Annotated in this window: 13 protein-coding genes; 2 read left to right on the plus strand and 11 right to left on the minus strand. The window is 34.5% G+C overall.

Going from position 1 to position 17,339, the window contains the following annotated elements; all coding sequences use genetic code 11:
- Position 1: 1 nt before the first annotated feature.
- The 6 genes from CAAU_RS01215 to CAAU_RS01240 form a co-directional block, all read right to left on the minus strand.
- Positions 2-949 carry an LCP family protein gene (locus CAAU_RS01215; RefSeq protein WP_008907613.1) on the minus strand — a complete coding sequence of 316 codons (948 nt, stop codon included), beginning with the start codon at positions 947-949 and terminating at the stop codon, positions 2-4.
- A 27-nt stretch (positions 950-976) separates the two neighbouring features.
- Positions 977-2,272 (minus strand): TIGR02679 family protein, encoded by a 1,296-nt coding sequence (locus tag CAAU_RS01220; RefSeq protein ID WP_008907614.1) that lies wholly within the window; start codon positions 2,270-2,272, stop codon positions 977-979.
- 9 nt (positions 2,273-2,281) lie between these two features.
- Positions 2,282-6,355 carry a TIGR02680 family protein gene (locus CAAU_RS01225; protein WP_008907615.1) on the minus strand — a complete coding sequence of 1,358 codons (4,074 nt, stop codon included), beginning with the start codon at positions 6,353-6,355 and terminating at the stop codon, positions 2,282-2,284.
- Complete coding sequence (locus CAAU_RS01230; protein WP_008907616.1) at positions 6,342-7,502, minus strand: TIGR02678 family protein; 1,161 nt, start codon at positions 7,500-7,502, stop codon at positions 6,342-6,344. Before CAAU_RS01230 ends, CAAU_RS01225 begins: the two co-directional genes overlap by 14 nt.
- Positions 7,503-7,528: 26 nt before the next feature.
- Positions 7,529-9,016, minus strand: coding sequence for a TIGR02677 family protein (locus tag CAAU_RS01235; RefSeq protein ID WP_008907617.1), 1,488 nt, complete (start codon positions 9,014-9,016; stop codon positions 7,529-7,531).
- A gap of 129 nt (positions 9,017-9,145) precedes the next feature.
- Positions 9,146-9,751: a 50S ribosomal protein L25 gene (locus CAAU_RS01240; protein WP_008907618.1), complete on the minus strand. Its 606-nt coding sequence runs from the start codon at positions 9,749-9,751 to the stop codon at positions 9,146-9,148.
- 215 nt (positions 9,752-9,966) lie between these two features.
- On the opposite strand from CAAU_RS01240, the gene CAAU_RS01245 reads away from it, so the two are divergent.
- Positions 9,967-11,433, plus strand: coding sequence for an aminotransferase class I/II-fold pyridoxal phosphate-dependent enzyme (locus tag CAAU_RS01245; protein WP_008907619.1), 1,467 nt, complete (start codon positions 9,967-9,969; stop codon positions 11,431-11,433).
- Positions 11,434-11,449: 16 nt separating this feature from the next.
- Here CAAU_RS01245 and CAAU_RS01250 read toward each other — a convergent pair whose 3' ends face one another.
- The 5 genes from CAAU_RS01250 to CAAU_RS01270 form a co-directional block, all read right to left on the minus strand.
- The gene (locus tag CAAU_RS01250) at positions 11,450-12,274 is read right to left on the minus strand and encodes a hypothetical protein (RefSeq protein ID WP_008907620.1); all 825 of its coding nucleotides are present in this window, start codon (positions 12,272-12,274) and stop codon (positions 11,450-11,452) included.
- Between the two features lie 25 nt (positions 12,275-12,299).
- Positions 12,300-12,953, minus strand: a complete 654-nt coding sequence (locus CAAU_RS01255) for an MgtC/SapB family protein (RefSeq protein ID WP_008907621.1) — start codon at positions 12,951-12,953, stop codon at positions 12,300-12,302.
- A 145-nt stretch (positions 12,954-13,098) separates the two neighbouring features.
- Positions 13,099-13,671, minus strand: a complete 573-nt coding sequence (locus CAAU_RS01260; protein WP_008907622.1) for an indolepyruvate oxidoreductase subunit beta — start codon at positions 13,669-13,671, stop codon at positions 13,099-13,101.
- Positions 13,664-15,433 (minus strand): indolepyruvate ferredoxin oxidoreductase subunit alpha, encoded by a 1,770-nt coding sequence (gene iorA / locus CAAU_RS01265; RefSeq protein ID WP_008907623.1) that lies wholly within the window; start codon positions 15,431-15,433, stop codon positions 13,664-13,666. Before iorA ends, CAAU_RS01260 begins: the two co-directional genes overlap by 8 nt.
- 16 nt (positions 15,434-15,449) lie before the next feature.
- The gene (locus tag CAAU_RS01270) at positions 15,450-16,352 is read right to left on the minus strand and encodes a phosphate butyryltransferase (protein WP_008907624.1); all 903 of its coding nucleotides are present in this window, start codon (positions 16,350-16,352) and stop codon (positions 15,450-15,452) included.
- A gap of 134 nt (positions 16,353-16,486) precedes the next feature.
- Here CAAU_RS01270 and CAAU_RS01275 point away from each other — a divergent pair, with 134 nt between their 5' ends.
- Positions 16,487-17,305: an aminotransferase class IV gene (locus CAAU_RS01275; protein ID WP_008907625.1), complete on the plus strand. Its 819-nt coding sequence runs from the start codon at positions 16,487-16,489 to the stop codon at positions 17,303-17,305.
- Positions 17,306-17,339 lie beyond the last annotated feature (34 nt).

A 17,339-nucleotide genomic window follows, 5' to 3' on the forward strand; every position in this document is an offset into this window, starting at 1 on the left:
TTTAATGAACCGTCCCTATAAATTCGTGGATTTTATTTTTGTTTACATCAAGGTCAGGCACTAAAACAGCCATTCCGTTAATTCTCTCGCTTTTAAAGGATTTATCAACAGGTATTCTTAGCTCTTCAATTTTGTATTCATTAAGGTTAGTAATTAAATATGCTAAGTTTATTATTTCATTTTTTGATAGATTTGTTTCAATATATGGCAAAATGCTGTTTATAAGTGATATTTTTTTTGTTGTCCCCTGTGATTTAACTTTATTGAAAATTTGAGTTAATACTCTTCTTTGTCTTTCTGTTCTTTCATAATCAGCATTTCCGACGTATCTTATTCTTGAGTAGGCAAGAGCTTGTCTACCATTTAATAGTTGTAGCCCTTCATTTGTTATTTCTTTATACTCGCCGCCAAATAAATTTTGGGTTTCCTTCATATATGAATTAATATATTTTATTTCATCTTTTTTAACATCGATTTCTACTCCACCTATATTATCTATAACCTTTTCAAACCCATAAAAGTTTATCGTTACATATTTTGAAATGCCTAAGTCAAAATTGTGGTTAATTGTTTTAATGGCAAGTTCTGGCCCTCCAAAGGCATAGGCTGCATTTATTCTGTTTTTATTTTTTCCTGGTATCTCAACAAACATATCCCTCATTAAAGAGATTAATTTGATTTTTTTTGTTTCTGAATTTATGGATAGAATTATAATTGAATCTGACCTTGAAGGGGACTTTAAATTTCTTGCATCTATGCCAAATAGGACAATGTTTATAAGGTTATTTTCCTTTTTAACTACGTTTTGTTCATTATTATTTGTCTTATCTTCAATCTTAATATTTGTGTTATTATTCTGTATTTTATTTAAAATATTGTTAATATAAAATGCTGTGATGCCTAAAATTATTGCAATAAAAATTGATGCAAATATTATTACTTTTTTCATTATTTGGACCTCCTTGGGGACGGTTCATTAGTTTTCACGAACCGTCCCTATATCATTGAGATACTTTTCGATTAAAAGTTCTTGGTAGGCGGCAAGGCCTGTTTTTTGAATTTCTTCTGCAAGGGCTATGAGTTCTTTTGTTTTTAAATTAGAAAGCTTTTTTAGTCTTTGGGGGCTAATCTTTTTATTTGAGATTATCGTTTTATAATCATCAATTCCATATCGCCAAAGGGTTATTTTATCGCCATATCTTTGGATTAATTTGTCGGCTATGAGTAGTCCCTCCGGATCAAAATCGCCAGAATAATATATTTTATAAACGTTATCCATTAACTTGTCAAGAAGAATTATACTTGCAAGCTTTATTTGTCCATAGGTGCATATCAAAGCTATCTTTTTCCCCTTTGTCCTTTCTAAGATTTCACTAAACACAGTTGGGTTTTCAAATATATAAACTACTCTTTCAGGTGCAATGATCTTGTCGATTTTGGATAGATTATATAAGGATAGCTGCATAGGCTCAGAGTTTTTATAAAATCCTTCCCATCCTTCGTGGAGCTTCCCATCCTTATAGGCTAAAAGCCCGCTCACTATCGTATAGTTTGACACCTCATCGTCTATTATTCCTGCTCTATACAAAAGTTCTGCTCTTTTTTGAGCATTTTCAGGATATTCTTCCTTTAAAAAATAAGATATCCCATAAAGCAAAAGCTTTCCCTCATCCCTATCAAAATCAAATGTATGGGGGTTTTTGCTGATATTCGATGAAAAAATCGCAAGCCTTTCGGTGTTATTTATATCAAAACTCAACCTATTTAACGCCTCACCTGTTAACAATAAAGAATTTTTTAAACCTAATTTATCCCTCTCGTATTTTTGAATAATTAGTTTGTAGGCGTTTTCCTTTTTATCTAGAACATATTCAAGCCACTCCTTAGCTTTAGTTCCACTAAAACAGCTTAAAATCTCTGAAAAGAATTTTTCCTTTTCCCTCTCAAGCCTATTTTGTTCCTCTTTTTTGGAAATTATTTTTTCATCGAAATACTCCATCAAAACCCCTTCAAAATCAACGCCGCTAAATCTTGTGTTTTCTAATGCTTTTAAAAAGTTTTCTATTTTTATCGTCGCGCTTTTTTTATTGTAAAAATCCCTTTTAAAAAACCCCGAAAGAGCGTCCTGCTCTTCAGGGGTTAGATTATCAAGTTTTATAGAACCGCCTAAGTAGCCTAGCATTCTATATTTTTCCCTTATTTTTTCAAACAGCCTTTTATAGCCTTTATTTGACTTAAAATATTTTAAGCATTCCTGCTTTATCCTTTCCATAAAATCCCCCTAACAAACAAGTTCCTTAACTTTACCGTTCCAATGGTATCTTATGACGGTAACAAAGTCTGCATTATCTTGTCTTATAAGTTCGCATATAGAAAGGGAAGGAACTGTGTCATAATCTCCCCAAAGTATCTGTGAGTTTACAATAAAGTCAAGTTCAAGTTCCGTTAAGAGCCTAAACATATCCCTAATATTTCTTTCATCGACGCCAGCAAAGGCCTCATCAAGGGATATTATCCTTGGGCAGTCCATCCTTGCTCCCTCATATCTTGCATAGACGGCTGAAAATAATGGGACATACATCGCCATAGCCTTTTCTCCACCGCTAAATTGGTAAAAGGCATTGTTTGTTAGCTCCTTTGGATTTTGTCCTGAGCGTTTATAATAAAGTTTAAACTCAAACCATTTCCTATAATCTAAAATTTCCTTTATTATGCTGTGGAAGGATTTTGCTTTACCGAGTTCTTCTTGGATCCTTCTTGCTTCGTTTATTTTTGCTCTAAAATGCTGGGAAAGTTTATTTAAATCTTCAATTTTCATTATGCTGCCTTCCTGCCTTAATAACTCAACAAGCTCGTTAGTATCAAGCTGGTTTTCTCCCTCGGCTTTTTTACTACTCCATCTTAAGCTAAAGGAAAGGCCGCTGGAGGTATCCATCGACTCCATCAGTTTATTCATCTTTTTAACCCATTCCTGTGCATGATATATCTTAGACCTTATTTTTTTGCTTATGTTGTTTACCAATATATCCTCAAAGAGCTGTCTGTCGCTTTCCCTTAAAAGGTTTTCGTTTTCATTTATCCCTTCTTCTATAAATTCTAAAAGGTCATAAAGGTCAACTTCCCTTCCCCTTACCTTTCCTCTAATTGCAAGACGCTTTGTTTTAAACAGGGCTTCCTTTATATCTTCATCTTCTGTATCGATATTTTTTTCAAAAATAGTATCCATCTTCAAAATATACTCCCTAAGATAGGGGCTGTTCTCGTTAAATTTGGAATAAAGGCTGTTTATATAGTCCTCCCTTTGTTTATCCTCTTGCTTTATTTCTTTTATGATCCTTTGGGCAAGTTTTATTGTATCTTCATCCTTTGGAGTTTCTATAAAGCCTAATGCATATTCTTCTTTAAAGGCATCTTGATGAAGGTTAAACAATATCTCTTTTCTTTTTATTTTATTATCAATCTCTTCCAATTCCTTTATAGCTTTAGTGTATCTTTCCTCTTCCTTTGCTCTTTTTTCAACTTCTTTTTCTATAAGGGAAGGGATTTCCCTAAGGTTTTTAATGCAGTCCTCTATTTCGTTCTTTATTTCTTCATAATTTGAGATTTTTAGCTGTTCCTTTAAGGAGTCTAATAGGAGCTCCTGCTCCTTTAGTTTTAGCTTTATGCTGTTAAGATCGTATATTATTATTTCAATGTCCTCTTGGATGAGTTTTAGATTTTCTTCTGCTGCCTTTAAGTTTTCTTTGTTTTGGAGAAATTTTCTATGGGAATTTTCAAGTTCATATAAAAGTTCTCTATATTCCCTTGAAGCTTCTAAGGCGCTTTTGAATGTATCAAGATCAGCCTTTAGGTTTATTTTATTGGTAAGTTCATAAACCCTTTGCTTGATTTCCTTGAGCCTTTCAAATATTTTGATTTCTTCCTTTTCTTTTATTGAAATATCCTCTATTGCCTTTTCAAGTTCAAATTCTGCGGCTGTAACAGTGTTTATGGCTATTTTTAAGTCATCTGGCCTTGGGAAGGAATTTAGCTCTTTTTTTAATATTTCTAATTTTTGATATATCATTTCTAATTCTTCTTTTATTGTTTGGATTTCCCTTTCAAGTTGGCTTTTTTGCTCTTCAAGATCCTTGATTATTATCTCTCTATATCTTTTTCTTGCTGAAGAGCCGATGAATTTAACACCTTCAGTTATGTTAGTTTTCCCCTTTAAAATTCCTATAGAATATTCTCCCTTTTCGTTAAGGTAAGTTGCACTTCCTTCATCTATCATTATGCTCTTAAGGCTGTTTACAATATCCTCCTCTTTAATACCATCAACATCGATCTTGTCAACCTTTAAAAATTGAGTTAAATCATGCATAAGATATGCCGGTGAAGGAAAAATATATTTATCTGCCATGTCTTTGTCCATTTCAAAAATCTTTTCTTTATATTGCTTAGGAACTATAAGGGCATCAAGAACTCCCATGTCACAAAGGGCAGATTCTATGTAGGATTTTATCTCCTCTGAAAGGCCGTCGACAAAATCCACTGCTTTATAAAATGGAATAAAGGGGATATTTTCCTTCTTTAACCTTTCTCTGTTTTTTATAACCGCCTCTTTTCTTTCAGGTTCAGGATCTTTTTTGTTTTTCCACTCAGCAATTTTTTCATTAAGCTCTTTAATTTTTTCTTCAAGACTTTCTTTTTGAAATTTTAATTTTAAAATTTGGCTGTTTAAAAGGAACTCGACTTTATTAAACTCATCCCTTAAAAGGACAATAACTTCATCAAAGCTGCTGTCTTTGTTAAAATTATTTATAACCTGTGAAATTTTTACTAATGTTTCATCGGATAATATTAGTTCGTTGTTTTCTTTATGCCATTTGTAGATTTTTTCTATAAGTTCCTCTTTAATTTCCTCCAATAAAAGCTTTGCTTCATCTAACTTCTTTTCCTTATAATCTTTTTCCTGCTTTGCCCTTTCTAATACCTTTAGAGCTTCATCATAAAGTTTATTTATCCTTTCAAGTTCCTCTATTCCTTCTTTTGCCTCCTCTAAGTTTTTTATGTGTTTCGATAATTTTTCCTTAACAAAGCTAAAGTTGTATTCTACTTCTATATTGTTTTTTAGCTCATCCTTTAAAAATACCTGCTCATCAAAGTCAAATTCAAGGTATAAATCGTCCATTTGAAGGATTATATCCTCTACCTTTTTTAATAGAATTTCCTTATTATCCTTTAATTTGTTTAACTCAAATTGTAGCTGTCTTTCCCTTTGTCTTTTGGTTTCTTCTTGGGAAATCTTTTCATGCTTTTGTTTTTTAAGGCTTTCTATAAAGTCCTCAACTTCTTTTATTTTTTCTTTAATTTTGAGGCTGTCATGGACCTCAAGCTGCCTTTTTTTGTTTTCATAGAAGGCTTGTTTTATTTTAAGTTCATCAATATTTTTAGAAGCCGTTTCAAATTCTTTTTTTGAGTTTTCCTTTGACCCTTCAAGCTCTTGTTTATTTTTTAGAAGTTTCTGATATTCATTGTATATGTTGATTAGATTTTTAGCCTTATCAAGAAGCATAAAGCGGTTGTATTTATCGTAAACATCCTTTATCTTCTCTGCAGCTTTTTTGCTTTCCTTAAGCTCATCCAGCCTTATTTTTATGTTATCCATATTTTCAATGGCCTCTGACATAGGCCTTAAATCGTCGTCTGATAGGGGCTGAAGAGAATTTTCAAGTATTTCGTATATAACTGTAGGTCTAAACTCCTTTGAAAGCTTAGGTGAACGAAGCTGAACTAAGAGTTTTATAAGTTCGTCGTAGTCGTCGATGTCTTCGTAGCCGAATAATAGATCGTTGACCATTTTCATGTAATCCTTTTGCGCTTCTACTACCCTTCCACCGCCTCCTATTCTATTTTCCAGCTCTTTTTTGCTAAGTGGGACCTTATCTCCGATGTCTTTATAAAGGAAAAAATTATGGCCTATCCTTCTTCCATCGGTTATGGCAAAGCCCCATGATTGGATGGGTTTTCCCCTTTGGGCTTTAAAACCCATTCCTATTGTAATATAATTTCCGCTCTCCTTCTTTTTAAATTCCATATAAAGATACGAAGTCCTTTCTTCGAGTTCTGACCCCTCATCTCCTAAAAGATAGTTTTCAATCCTTCTTGCCTTTGAGCCAAAGGGATCAAGCCTTTCGGGGCTCTTGTTCCCGTCAAGCAAAAGGGGGATAAAGCTTTGCATTGTTACGGATTTTCCAGAGCCGTTTGCCCCTCTTAAAAGTAGCCTTCCGTCAGAAAAATTAAATTCCTCTTCATCGTAATACCAGAAGTTTATAAGGCCTGCCCTTTCTATTATCCATCTATTTTGCTTCATCTAAAGCCACCTCCCTTTCCATTTCCTTTGAATAAAAATCATCGGGATAACGTCCTACAACCTTACCGCACAGAGGTAAAATTTTTATTTCCTTTTCGCTTACTTTTATCATGTTAAGCATCTCCATAAAGTGTATTATTTCGTTATACAATTTTTCAAAATCCATTTCCCTATACTCTTTGCTCCAGCCTGCTGAGTTTAAGGCCTTTAGTTCTTTGACCATCGTTTCAAAAAAAGGCTTTGAAATGGTTATTATATCATCGTTGTCCGGCTTTAGCTTTCCTGTTTTAACCATATTGGTTATCATATAATTCATTTGAAGTATTATATCATTAAGGGTTGTCCCATCTGGAAATATGCTTTTATATGTTTTGTTTTGGGGTAGCACAACCATTGCACAATTTTTGTGAACATGAAGCTCTAGGCCTAAATATTTTTCAAGGTCGTTCTCTATTGAGCTTCTTTGCTTTTTGATGTAGTCAAAATCAGGATCAAAATCCCCTTCTTTATAGACGACAGGCGACATTAAAAGTTTTCTATAGGCTCTTTGGCGCCTTATGACGCCTTTGTCTTTATCTATATCTAATTCCTCTTCCTTTTCAAAGTCCTTATATGAAGTGTAGTTTAATATATTCATTGAAAAGCTCCTTGTAAAATATCTTGAAAGGCCTGTATTTTCGTATAGAACTTCGGTTGATGCATCGTTTGTAAATTTTGATTCATCACCATCGTCCACCTTAAGCATCCCCATTTTTGTTGCAAAACGCAACACTTTAACAAGGCTTTTTCTATGTCTAAATAGGGTCCAATCTATCTTTTCACCTGGATAATTTGCCTCGATAAACTCTGTTATACTTGATAAAACAAACTGCTCCTCTTTGCCCTTGTCCTCTAAAAACATTAAAAGAAGGCATAAAAAAGCATATTCCATAGGACTATCAAACTCCTGTATTCCCATCCAGGCTTCTGCCTTCCCTGGAATTTTTTCAAGTTTAATAAGCTGTGTATTTTGGATGATATGGTATCCAAGTTTTTCAGCTAAAAAGTTTTTAAATTCAGGAATGGCATCTTTAATTTGATAAAAAAGCTCCTTATCTTCATCTTTTATTATCCAAAAATTATCGAGAAGTAACTCAAGTTCCTTCATCCTTAACTCTCCTTTGGGGACGTTTCTTATGAACCGTCCCTAAAAATTATTTTAAAGGCTGGCATTGTAAATTCACCATCATCGCAAACTATTGTGCATTTTTGGTTTGGTAGGTCTGGTGGGACTATTTTGTATTTTATTCCAGTCTCAGTTTTTGATGTAAAATCGGGAGAATTCAGCCCCTTTGATAGCCACCTTAAAAGGGATATTCTAATACTTTGTGGAATTTTAGGAAGGTTTGAAAAGTCAATAATCCCGTTTTTTATGTAGTTTTGTATTAATTCCTGTTCCTGCTGTCTTGATTTTAGTATATTTTGTAGAGTAATCTCCTTTTTTTCAAGGTTGCTTTTTATTGGGCTTCTTTCGGACTTTTCTTTGTAGTTTCTAATCTTAGGCTTTATAATGTAAAGGCTTGGTATTTCATCATAGGGGCTTGAGTTTATACTTTCGGTGCTTCTTGGGGCATTTGTTTTTATATGGTAAGGGTTAAATATGCCAAAGCAAAGGGCCGAAAGTTTGTGGGCTTCGTTAATATCCTTGCAGGTTGTAAATAGCTGGGCAAGTTTTTTGTATTCCTCTTTGCGGTTTGCTGCACTGTTTCGGCTCTCTGAAATTTGTGCCGCATATCGGGTTATTTTTCGTATTATTTCATTGGTGATGTCAAGAAGCCTTGTGGCTTCACTTTCTTTGGCATTTGAAGGCAAAAACCAATTTTTAATGTTTCTCCATTTTGATTCGATGTTTTCCTTTATTTCCTCTTCTGTTGCCTCGTTGTTTATTTTGGGTATTGACTTTTCATGTAAAAAAATCTTTAAAAGCAAAGCATTTTCCGTATGTTCATTTATTTGTTTTAGTATGCCTTCAATTGAAATTATGTGCTGTTGAAGCTCCTTTATGAAGTTTCTAAGGTATTCTATGAATTTATCCTTGTATAGTAGAAAGGCGCTTGTCTTCATCATCTCCTCAGCCTTTAGACTATAAAAGGAGCCAAGATAATCTTTGTAGTTTTTATTAAGCCTCTCAAAGTCGCTGTTTAAGTCCTTCCACCACTGGTTAGCCACTTTTTCATCGGAATTTATTATTTGCGGGATTTTTATAAAGGCTTCTTTTATTCTTTCAAGTAGTGACGGTTCAAGGGAGGCTGTCTCAACATGCAAGGTTTCAAGCTTGATAATCATTCTTTCGATTTCAATGGAATAATCAGAAATTTGGTATCTAAATTGTTTGTTTTTAAACTCTTCAACCGATGAAACTTTTGAGGTATCTTGAACAGGAATTAAATTTTTCCATTGAACAAGGTTGTCAAGGTCCTGCTTTAGCTGCTCCATCGTGTAATCCTCAAATTGGCTATGTTTTTTGAGCTCTTCAAATACATCCTCCTTGTATAGCCAATACTTCATTCTTTCATATTGAAGGTAGAAAAAACGCATAATAACCCTATATCGCGAGGCATTTTCTGCCGTTAAATATCTTACTTCATCTATCTGTTTTTGAAGTTTAGCATTGATTTCCAAAGTATCACCGCCTATTTGAAGGTTTCCCTTTAAATTTTATCACAAGTTTAGGGACGGTTCATTAGTTTTATAAATTTTGCTGGTTAAAAAGTGATAATTTTAATGAACCGTCCCTTTTTAAGCAGGCAGCTATTCGATGCTGCCATCAGCATGAACTACTATTTCCTTTTCAACTTCTTCAGCTTCCCTTACAGTCTCGCCTGCTTTTACAAGGGTTGCAAGGAGCATGTTAGGCGGTGCAATTATGGAAATCTCCTCAGAAACCTCAAGGTCAGCAACTGTGATTTTATCCTTGTTAAGATTGGTTATATCTACAGAAAGATATTTAGGAACTTTATCTACGCTGCACTCCACTTCAACTTCGTCTTGAACCTTTTGAATAACAGCGTTCATGTTTCTTAAGTATTCTTCTCCCTTTATAACTATCGGAACCCTTGCATGAACTTTTTCCTTTTCGTTTACTTTGTAAAGGTCTATATGTAGAACTTTTTGGCTTACTGGATCCTTTTGGACTTCCTTTATCATGGCTTTATAGTTTTTACCATCAACATCAACATCTACAATGCCGTGTTCGCCTACTTTTCTAAGGACGCTACAGACCTCAAGCTCACCAAACTCAACCAACATATTGTTTATATCCCTTCCGTAAAGGTTAGCAGGAACATGACCTGTTCTTCTTAATTTATGGGTATCACCCTTTGTATTATGTTCCCTAAGATGCGCATGTAAAATCATCCTATCCCTCCTTAAAGTTTTATCCTTTAAGGAGTATTTCCATTTTTTGATGTTTTATTCTTGGGGACGGTTCTTTAGTTTTATAAATAATGAACCGTCCCTATCATAAATTTTAAAATTTAACGCAAACTTAATATAAAACAATTGCATTCTATAAAACATTGAACTATAATATAATTCGTTTAAATTTTTTATGAAAGAGGGTGCATATCACATTGTATAAGATGGATCAAACACAGACTCCTATTTTTGATGCTTTAATGGAATACCATAATAGAGATACTGTTCCCTTCCATGTTCCCGGGCACAAAAGGGGAGACGGAATGGACAACAAGTTCAAGGACTTTGTTGGTTCAAACATACTTTCAATCGATGTTACTGTTTTTAAGCTTGTTGACAGCCTGCACCATCCAACAGGTCCTATAAAAAAGGCTATGCAGCTTGCAGCGGATGCATACGGCTCTGACATGGCGTTTATTTCAATCCATGGAACATCCGGCGCTATTCAAGCAATGATAATGAGCGTTGTTAAAGAAGGCGATAAGATTATAATCCCAAGAAATGTTCACAAGTCAGTTACAGCTGGTATAATCCTTAGCGGTGCTGTTCCTGTTTATATGCAGCCAGAGATTGATAAAAACATAGGAATCGCCCATGGCGTTACTCCTGAAACGGTTGAAAGGACAATAAAGGAAAATCCTGATGCCAAAGCTGTTTTGATAATCAATCCTACTTACTATGGAGTTGCTACTGATATTAAAAGAATTGCTGAAATTGTCCATTCTTATGACAAAATTTTGATTGTCGATGAAGCCCATGGACCCCATTTAGGATTTAATGATAAATTACCTATTTCAAGTATGCAAGCTGGTGCAGATATATGTGCCCAAAGCACCCATAAAATAATCGGTTCAATGACTCAAAGTTCATTTTTGCAGGTTAGAGCTGGAAGGGTTGATATAAATAGAGTTCAACAGGTTATGAATCTTTTGCAAACAACTAGTCCATCTTATCCTCTTATGGCATCCTTAGACGTTGCTAGAATGCAGATTGCAACAAAGGGTAAGGAGCTTTTAGACAGAGCCATTGAACTTGCTGAGTATACAAGGGAAAAGATAAACCAAATTCCTGGACTTTATTGTTTTGGAAAGGAAATATTAGGTCAGCCAGGTGTATATGCCCTTGATCCTACAAAGATAACTGTTACTGTAAGGGGCCTTGGACTTACTGGATATGAGGTTGACCAGATTTTAGCAGATGAATATCATATTCAAATGGAACTTAGCGACCTTTACAATATCCTTGCTGTTGGATCCTTTGGAGATACAAAGGAAAAGATGGATAAGTTTATTAATGCTCTTAAGGATATCAGCGATAGATACTATGGAACAAGGGAAGTAAAGGGTGAAGTTTTAGATATTCCTGCAATTCCAAAGCAGGTTTTAACCCCAAGGCAAGCCTTTAATGCAAAGAAATGGTCGCTGCCACTTCATGACAGCATTGGAAAGGTTTCAGGGGAGTTCTTGCTTGCTTATCCTCCTGGAATTCCAATTGTTTGTCCAGGTGAAATAATAACTCAAGAGATTGTTGACTATGTTCAGGCTCTTAAGGATGCGAATCTTTATGTTCAAGGAACAGAAGATCCAGATGTTAACTTTATAAAGGTTGTAGATATAGAATAAGGCTGCATGAGCAGCCTTATTCTCTTATAAGCTTTAATTTATTGTTTATATTTACGTTATCTTGAGTCTTTAAAAATTCAATGTATCTTTCTTCGTTCATATCAAGTATTCTGTCGTAAATTATTAATATATTTTTAAGCTTGTCCAAAATCATTTCAAGCCTTGTATATCTTTGTGACATTCCATTAAACTTATTTGAAATTTTCTTTTTGTTTTTGCTGGATAAATCCTTTAGTGAATCGTAATATGCCCTTCCTTTGTTTATCTCCTTAACTCTTCTAAAGTTCACAAGAAGCATATCCCTATAGCATTTTAAAAGCTCCTCTATCATCTCTGAATTGACAGCAAAATCTACATCCTCATATTTTTTTGTAATTTTTATATATTCCTCAAGGGCCCTGTTGTTTTCTATTTTGCTTTCTGGAAGTTTTTTTAGGACATTAATAACAGTATCGATTCCCTTTATGTTTTCAGAATTTAGCAAAGTTAACACATCAATAGCATCGTTGTAATTAATCGTTTCTTTTTTGAGTTCTTTTTCAGGCGTTATAGCCTTTTTAAGCCTTTCGATGCTGTCATCATCTAAAAGGATATCCAAATAATATGAAAGTTTTACAACTTCCCTTTGGACCCTTTTATCGCTAACCTTAAAACCATCATTTGTAAGGACCAATATGCCTGTTGGATTTTTTTCAAAAAATGATGATTTAAAGAATTCTAAAACCCTATACAATTCTCCTTCAAATTCAATGGGAAGTGATAATTTTACATCCTCTTTGGATTTTTTATACTTTTCTGCTATAGCTTTGTATCTTCCAAGTTCATTAGTATATACTCTCATAAGCACCTCCATAAGGGTTCATTAGTTATATTAATTTTATTTCTTTTACGCTTTTTATTTTTGTTAGCATCTCTATTATTTGATTAGCGTTAATATAATTAGGGGCTTTAAGGTTTAAAAAGATTATCGCTTCTTCATCTTCTCCTCCTGATATTTCAATTCCAATTATGTTAACGCTTAACTTTTCAAGCTCCTTGCCAATATTCCCTATAACTCCTGGGATATTTTCTGTTACAAGCTGTAGGTTAAAATATTTTGCCTCCTTTGAAATCTTTTGTTCTACTATCTTTAGTCCCCTGAGGGATAAAAATACAAAAAGGGTTGCAAGAAGCGATTCAAAGTAAAGCCCTGCACCTATAGCAAGTCCAATGCAAGCAACAGTCCAAAGGCTTGCTGCAGTTGTAAGCCCTTTAACGTTTACCCCCTCTTTAAGTATGGTTCCTGCACCTAAAAAGCCTATGCCGCTTATTACCTGGGCACCAAGACGAAAAGGATCAATCGAAGCTAAGCCCTTTTGAAGAATATAGTTAAAAGAGATTATCTGGACAAGGGCAGCCCCAATACAAACTAAAATGTGTGTTCTAAGTCCAGCTGGCCTGTTTTTGTGCTCCCTTTCATAGCCAACTATTCCACCGAGTATAAGGGCTAGTAAAAGCCTTAAAAAAGTTTCTAAATACATTTAATCACCTCAGGGACGGTTCATTAATATTTACTTTTAATTTATGCAGTTATATAGTAATTATACAACTTGTCCAAGAAGAATAAAATAGGGGACGGTTCTTAATTTTTTTAAATTTTAAAAAATTAAGAACCGTCCCCATATATTAACTTAACTTCATGCCTTCTTTTATTGCTTTGATATTTATGTCATGCATTTTTTCAGGAAGATTTTCTTTTATTACGCTTTCCCAATCAAGGTTTTCAACTCCTAATGCCTTTATTAGGGCACCGAGTAGAACGATGTTTTGTGCCTTTATATTTCCAAGTTTTTCAGCAACTTCAGCTGCGTTAAATACAACTACGTTTTCTACATTTTCCTTTAGCTTTTGAATAACATCGTCTGGATAAACCTCTTGTCCAACCAATACAGATTGAGGATATATTTCATAATCGTTAACAACTAAAGTTCCGCCCTTTTTGAGGTATTTTATCCATCTTGCAGCTTCAACCTTTTCAAAGGCAACTATAACATCTGCTTCGCCTTCTCCAATTAAAGGAGAATACACCTTTTCTCCAAATCTAACTTGAGTTGTTACGCTTCCTCCTCTTTGGGCCATACCGTGAACTTCGCTCATTTTAACGTCAAATCCAAACTTTACAAGCCCCTCTGTTAAAATCTTCGATGCAAGTATAATCCCTTGTCCACCAACTCCAACAAATAACAAGCTCTTAGTCATTCCATTCACCAACCTTTTCTATCGCATTAAATGGACAAACTTGTAGACATACTGTGCAGCCGTTGCACATATCCTTATCTATTACTATATTTCCATTCTTGAATGCAACTGCTGGGCAGCCAACCTTTAAGCATAACTTACACTTTCTACATTTATCTTGATTTACTTTAACATATCTTCCTGCCCTCTTTTTCAATACATCCTTTAATAGAGCACATGGCTGTTTTGTTATTATTACAAATGGCTCAGTTGCATTGTATGCATCCTTTACAGCCCTTTCTGTTTCATCAAGTTTATATGGATCAACAACCCTTATATTTTCTTCCTTAACTCCGCATGCCTTAACTATTCCCTTTATATCTATAACCGGCGATATATCTCCCTTTAGTGTCTTTCCTGTTCCTGGATTTTCTTGATGTCCTGTCATTGCAGTTATGCTATTGTCAAGGATCACTGCAACTATTGGGCTGTTGTTGTAAACTGCATCAATAAGCCCTGTAATTCCTGAATGGAAGAAGGTTGAATCTCCAACTATACCGAATACTTTATTTTTCCTCTTTGCCATCATTGCAGCCTTTTCAAATCCAATTGCTGCAGAAATTCCTGCCCCCATATCTATAACAGTATCAGTAACGTTTAATGGTGGCATCATTCCCAATGTATAGCAGCCTATATCACCTGTAGCTATAATGTCTTTATATTTGCTCATAGCATAGAATATTCCTCTATGTGGACAGCCTGGACAAAGAACTGGAGGTCTATTTGGCACTTTTACATCAACTGAATAAGTTTCCCTTTCCTTTTCGCCTAAAAGTGCCCTTCTTATTATATCTGGATTTAGCTCGCCACAAATTGGAATCAATTCTTTTCCTATGCAGTTTATTCCTAAAGCCTTAACAAAGGTTTCAATGTATGGCTCGTTTTCTTCAATAATATAGAGCTTGTCTACTTTGCTTGCAAATTCTTTTATGAGTTTATCTGGAAGTGGGAATGTAAATCCAAGTTTTAAATATGATGCGTTATCTCCAAACACTTCCTTTGCATATTGGTATGATACACCGCTTGTTATGATTCCAATCTTAGTGTCTCCCCACTCAATCCTATTTAATGGAGTAGTATTTGAATATTCTTGAAGCCTTTTTAATCTTTCTTCAACCTCAACGTGCTTTACCCTTGCATGGGCTGGAATCATAACGTATTTTTTAACATCCTTTTTATATTCCTTAACTCCAACTTCCTGTCTTTCGGAAAGCTCTACTATGGATTTAGAATGGGCAATTCTTGTTGTGATTCTAAATAAAACAAGCGTATCAAACTGTTCGCTAATTTCAAAGGCTGCCTTAACAAAGTCTTTACATTCTTGGCTGTCGGAGGGTTCGATCATGGCAACCTTAGCGTGCTGTGCATAGAGTCTGTTGTCCTGTTCGTTTTGTGAGCTGTGCATTCCTGGATCGTCTGCTGTAACTATTACAAAGCCGCCATTAACCCCTTCATAAGCCATTGTAAAAAGAGGGTCTGCTGCAACGTTAAGTCCAACATGTTTCATTGCAGATAATGATCTTGCACCAGCAATTGATGCACCTGCTGCAACTTCAACAGCTACCTTTTCGTTTGGTGCCCATTCTGCGTAGATTTCTTCATACTGTGCAATGTTTTCTAAAATTTCTGTGCTGGGCGTTCCTGGATATGCCGCAGCAACGGTGCAGCCTGCTTCATAGGCGCCCCTTGCAATGGCTTCGTTGCCCGTCATTATTTTTTTCATCTTAACTCCCCCTTGATTATGAATTGGCGATTAAGCTTCCAAGTGCTATTGAATATAACTTTGATTCATGGGTATCAGCTCTTGATACTAAAACAATTGGGCACTTTGCACCAACTATTATTCCTGCTGACTTTGCCCTTGCAAAATATGTCAAACTCTTTCCGAGCATATTTCCTGCCTCGATATTTGGAACTAAAAGTATATCTGCCTCTCCTGCAACCGGACTTTTTATCCCCTTATGCTGTGCTGCTTCCTTTGATATTGCGTTATCTAAGGCAAGTGGGCCATCGATTATACAGTCTTTAATTTGCCCCCTTTGATTCATCTTTGAAAGGATAGCAGCATCGATTGTAGCCTGCATATCAGGATTTACAACTTCAACAGCACAAAGCGGTGCTACATGGATAGGGCTAATTCCAAGAGCCTTTGCAACCTTAACTGCGTTTTGAACTATTTGAACCTTTTGTGTTATATCGGGATATGTTACCATGCCGCCATCGGTAAGAAGAATTAGTTTGTGATAAGTCTCTACGCTGTATACCATGACGTGGCTTAATAGGTTATTTGTCCTAAGGCCTATTTCCTTATCAAGAACTGCCCTTAAAAGATCTGCAGTTCCAATAAGGCCCTTCATTAAAAAGTCTGCCTTTCCTTGGGATACTAAGGATACGGCAACCCTTGCGCTTTCAACTAAGTTTTTAACATCAACGATTTCGTAATTCGACAAATCTATATTATTTTCATCGGCAATTTTTTTAATATCTTCAGCGTCTCCTACTAAAACTGCGTCAATTAAACCTAAACTTCTTGCATTTTCCACTGCAAGTAAAACTTCAACATCGTTTGCAGCTGCAACAGAAAGCTTCATTTTCTTACGGCCTCTAACTGCATCTAAAAGTTCATCAAAATTTCTAATCATACATTGCCCTCCTTTCATTACACCTAATATTTTATCAAATAATTATAATTTTCGCAAAAATTTTTTATTTAAAAATTATTTTGTTGATATACATTTTTTAAAAATAGTTATAAAATATATGTGAGGTGATCAAAATGGTTGAGGCAATTTTGAAATTTTTTATGCATAATGGAAATATTTATGAAATAAATGATTTTGAAAAAATTTATCATGAATTAAATCCTGCAATTTATGAAGTCATAAGGCTTATTGATGGGAAACCCCTTTTTTTAGAGGAGCATTTTGAGAGATTGAAAAATTCAGCAAAACTTTTAAACAAAGAATTAAATATAAGCATGGAAACTTTAAGGCAGCAGATATTGAAGTTAGCTAATCTTAATCAAGTTAAAGATATAAATATAAAGATCGTTATTAACGAATTTGATAATCCTAATATTTATTTATATTTTATCAAATCCGAATACCCAAATATAGATATGTATAAAAATGGGGTAAAAACTATAATTTATAGAGCTGTTAGGGAAAATCCAAATGCAAAGGTGATATATAAAAATCTTAGGGAGGATATAAATAGAAAATTAAAGGAAACGGGATGTTATGAGGCCCTTTTAGTAAACGAAAAGGATGAGGTAACAGAAGGAAGCAGGTCAAATTTGTTTTTTATTAAGAAAAATAAGGTTTACACTGCCCCAGCAAAGGACGTTCTTTTAGGGATAACAAGGCAGAAAATAATTAAAATATGCAGATTAAATGATATTGAAATAATTGAAAAGCCGATTAAAATTGAAAACCTTCAAAACTTCGATGCAGCATTTATAACAGGAACTTCGCCCAAAGTTTTACCTATTTCAAAAATAGACGATATTATCTATGACGTTAATAATGTATTGATAAGAAAAATTATGGAACTTTATAATGAGGAGATAAAAAACTATTTAGGGACGGTTCATTAATTAATAAACCGTCCCTGAATATTTTTTGTCCCAT

Source organism: Caloramator australicus RC3 (assembly GCF_000297115.1).
In the GTDB taxonomy this organism is placed as follows: Bacteria; Bacillota; Clostridia; order Clostridiales; family Caloramatoraceae; genus Caloramator; species Caloramator australicus.

Bases quoted from the DNA above. Each gene is read 5' to 3' on its own strand.
- CAAU_RS01215 (WP_008907613.1), bottom strand. From the start codon at position 949: ATGAAAAAAGTAATAATATTTGCATCAATTTTTATTGCAATAATTTTA.
- CAAU_RS01220 (WP_008907614.1), bottom strand. From the start codon at position 2,272: ATGGAAAGGATAAAGCAGGAATGCTTAAAATATTTTAAGTCAAATAAA.
- CAAU_RS01225 (WP_008907615.1), bottom strand. From the start codon at position 6,355: ATGAAGCAAAATAGATGGATAATAGAAAGGGCAGGCCTTATAAACTTC.
- CAAU_RS01230 (WP_008907616.1), bottom strand. From the start codon at position 7,502: ATGAAGGAACTTGAGTTACTTCTCGATAATTTTTGGATAATAAAAGAT.
- CAAU_RS01240 (WP_008907618.1), bottom strand. From the start codon at position 9,751: ATGATTTTACATGCGCATCTTAGGGAACATAATACAAAGGGTGATACC.
- CAAU_RS01250 (WP_008907620.1), bottom strand. From the start codon at position 12,274: ATGAGAGTATATACTAATGAACTTGGAAGATACAAAGCTATAGCAGAA.
- CAAU_RS01255 (WP_008907621.1), bottom strand. From the start codon at position 12,953: ATGTATTTAGAAACTTTTTTAAGGCTTTTACTAGCCCTTATACTCGGT.
- CAAU_RS01260 (WP_008907622.1), bottom strand. From the start codon at position 13,671: ATGACTAAGAGCTTGTTATTTGTTGGAGTTGGTGGACAAGGGATTATA.
- iorA (WP_008907623.1), bottom strand. From the start codon at position 15,433: ATGAAAAAAATAATGACGGGCAACGAAGCCATTGCAAGGGGCGCCTAT.
- CAAU_RS01270 (WP_008907624.1), bottom strand. From the start codon at position 16,352: ATGATTAGAAATTTTGATGAACTTTTAGATGCAGTTAGAGGCCGTAAG.
- CAAU_RS01275 (WP_008907625.1), top strand. From the start codon at position 16,487: ATGGTTGAGGCAATTTTGAAATTTTTTATGCATAATGGAAATATTTAT.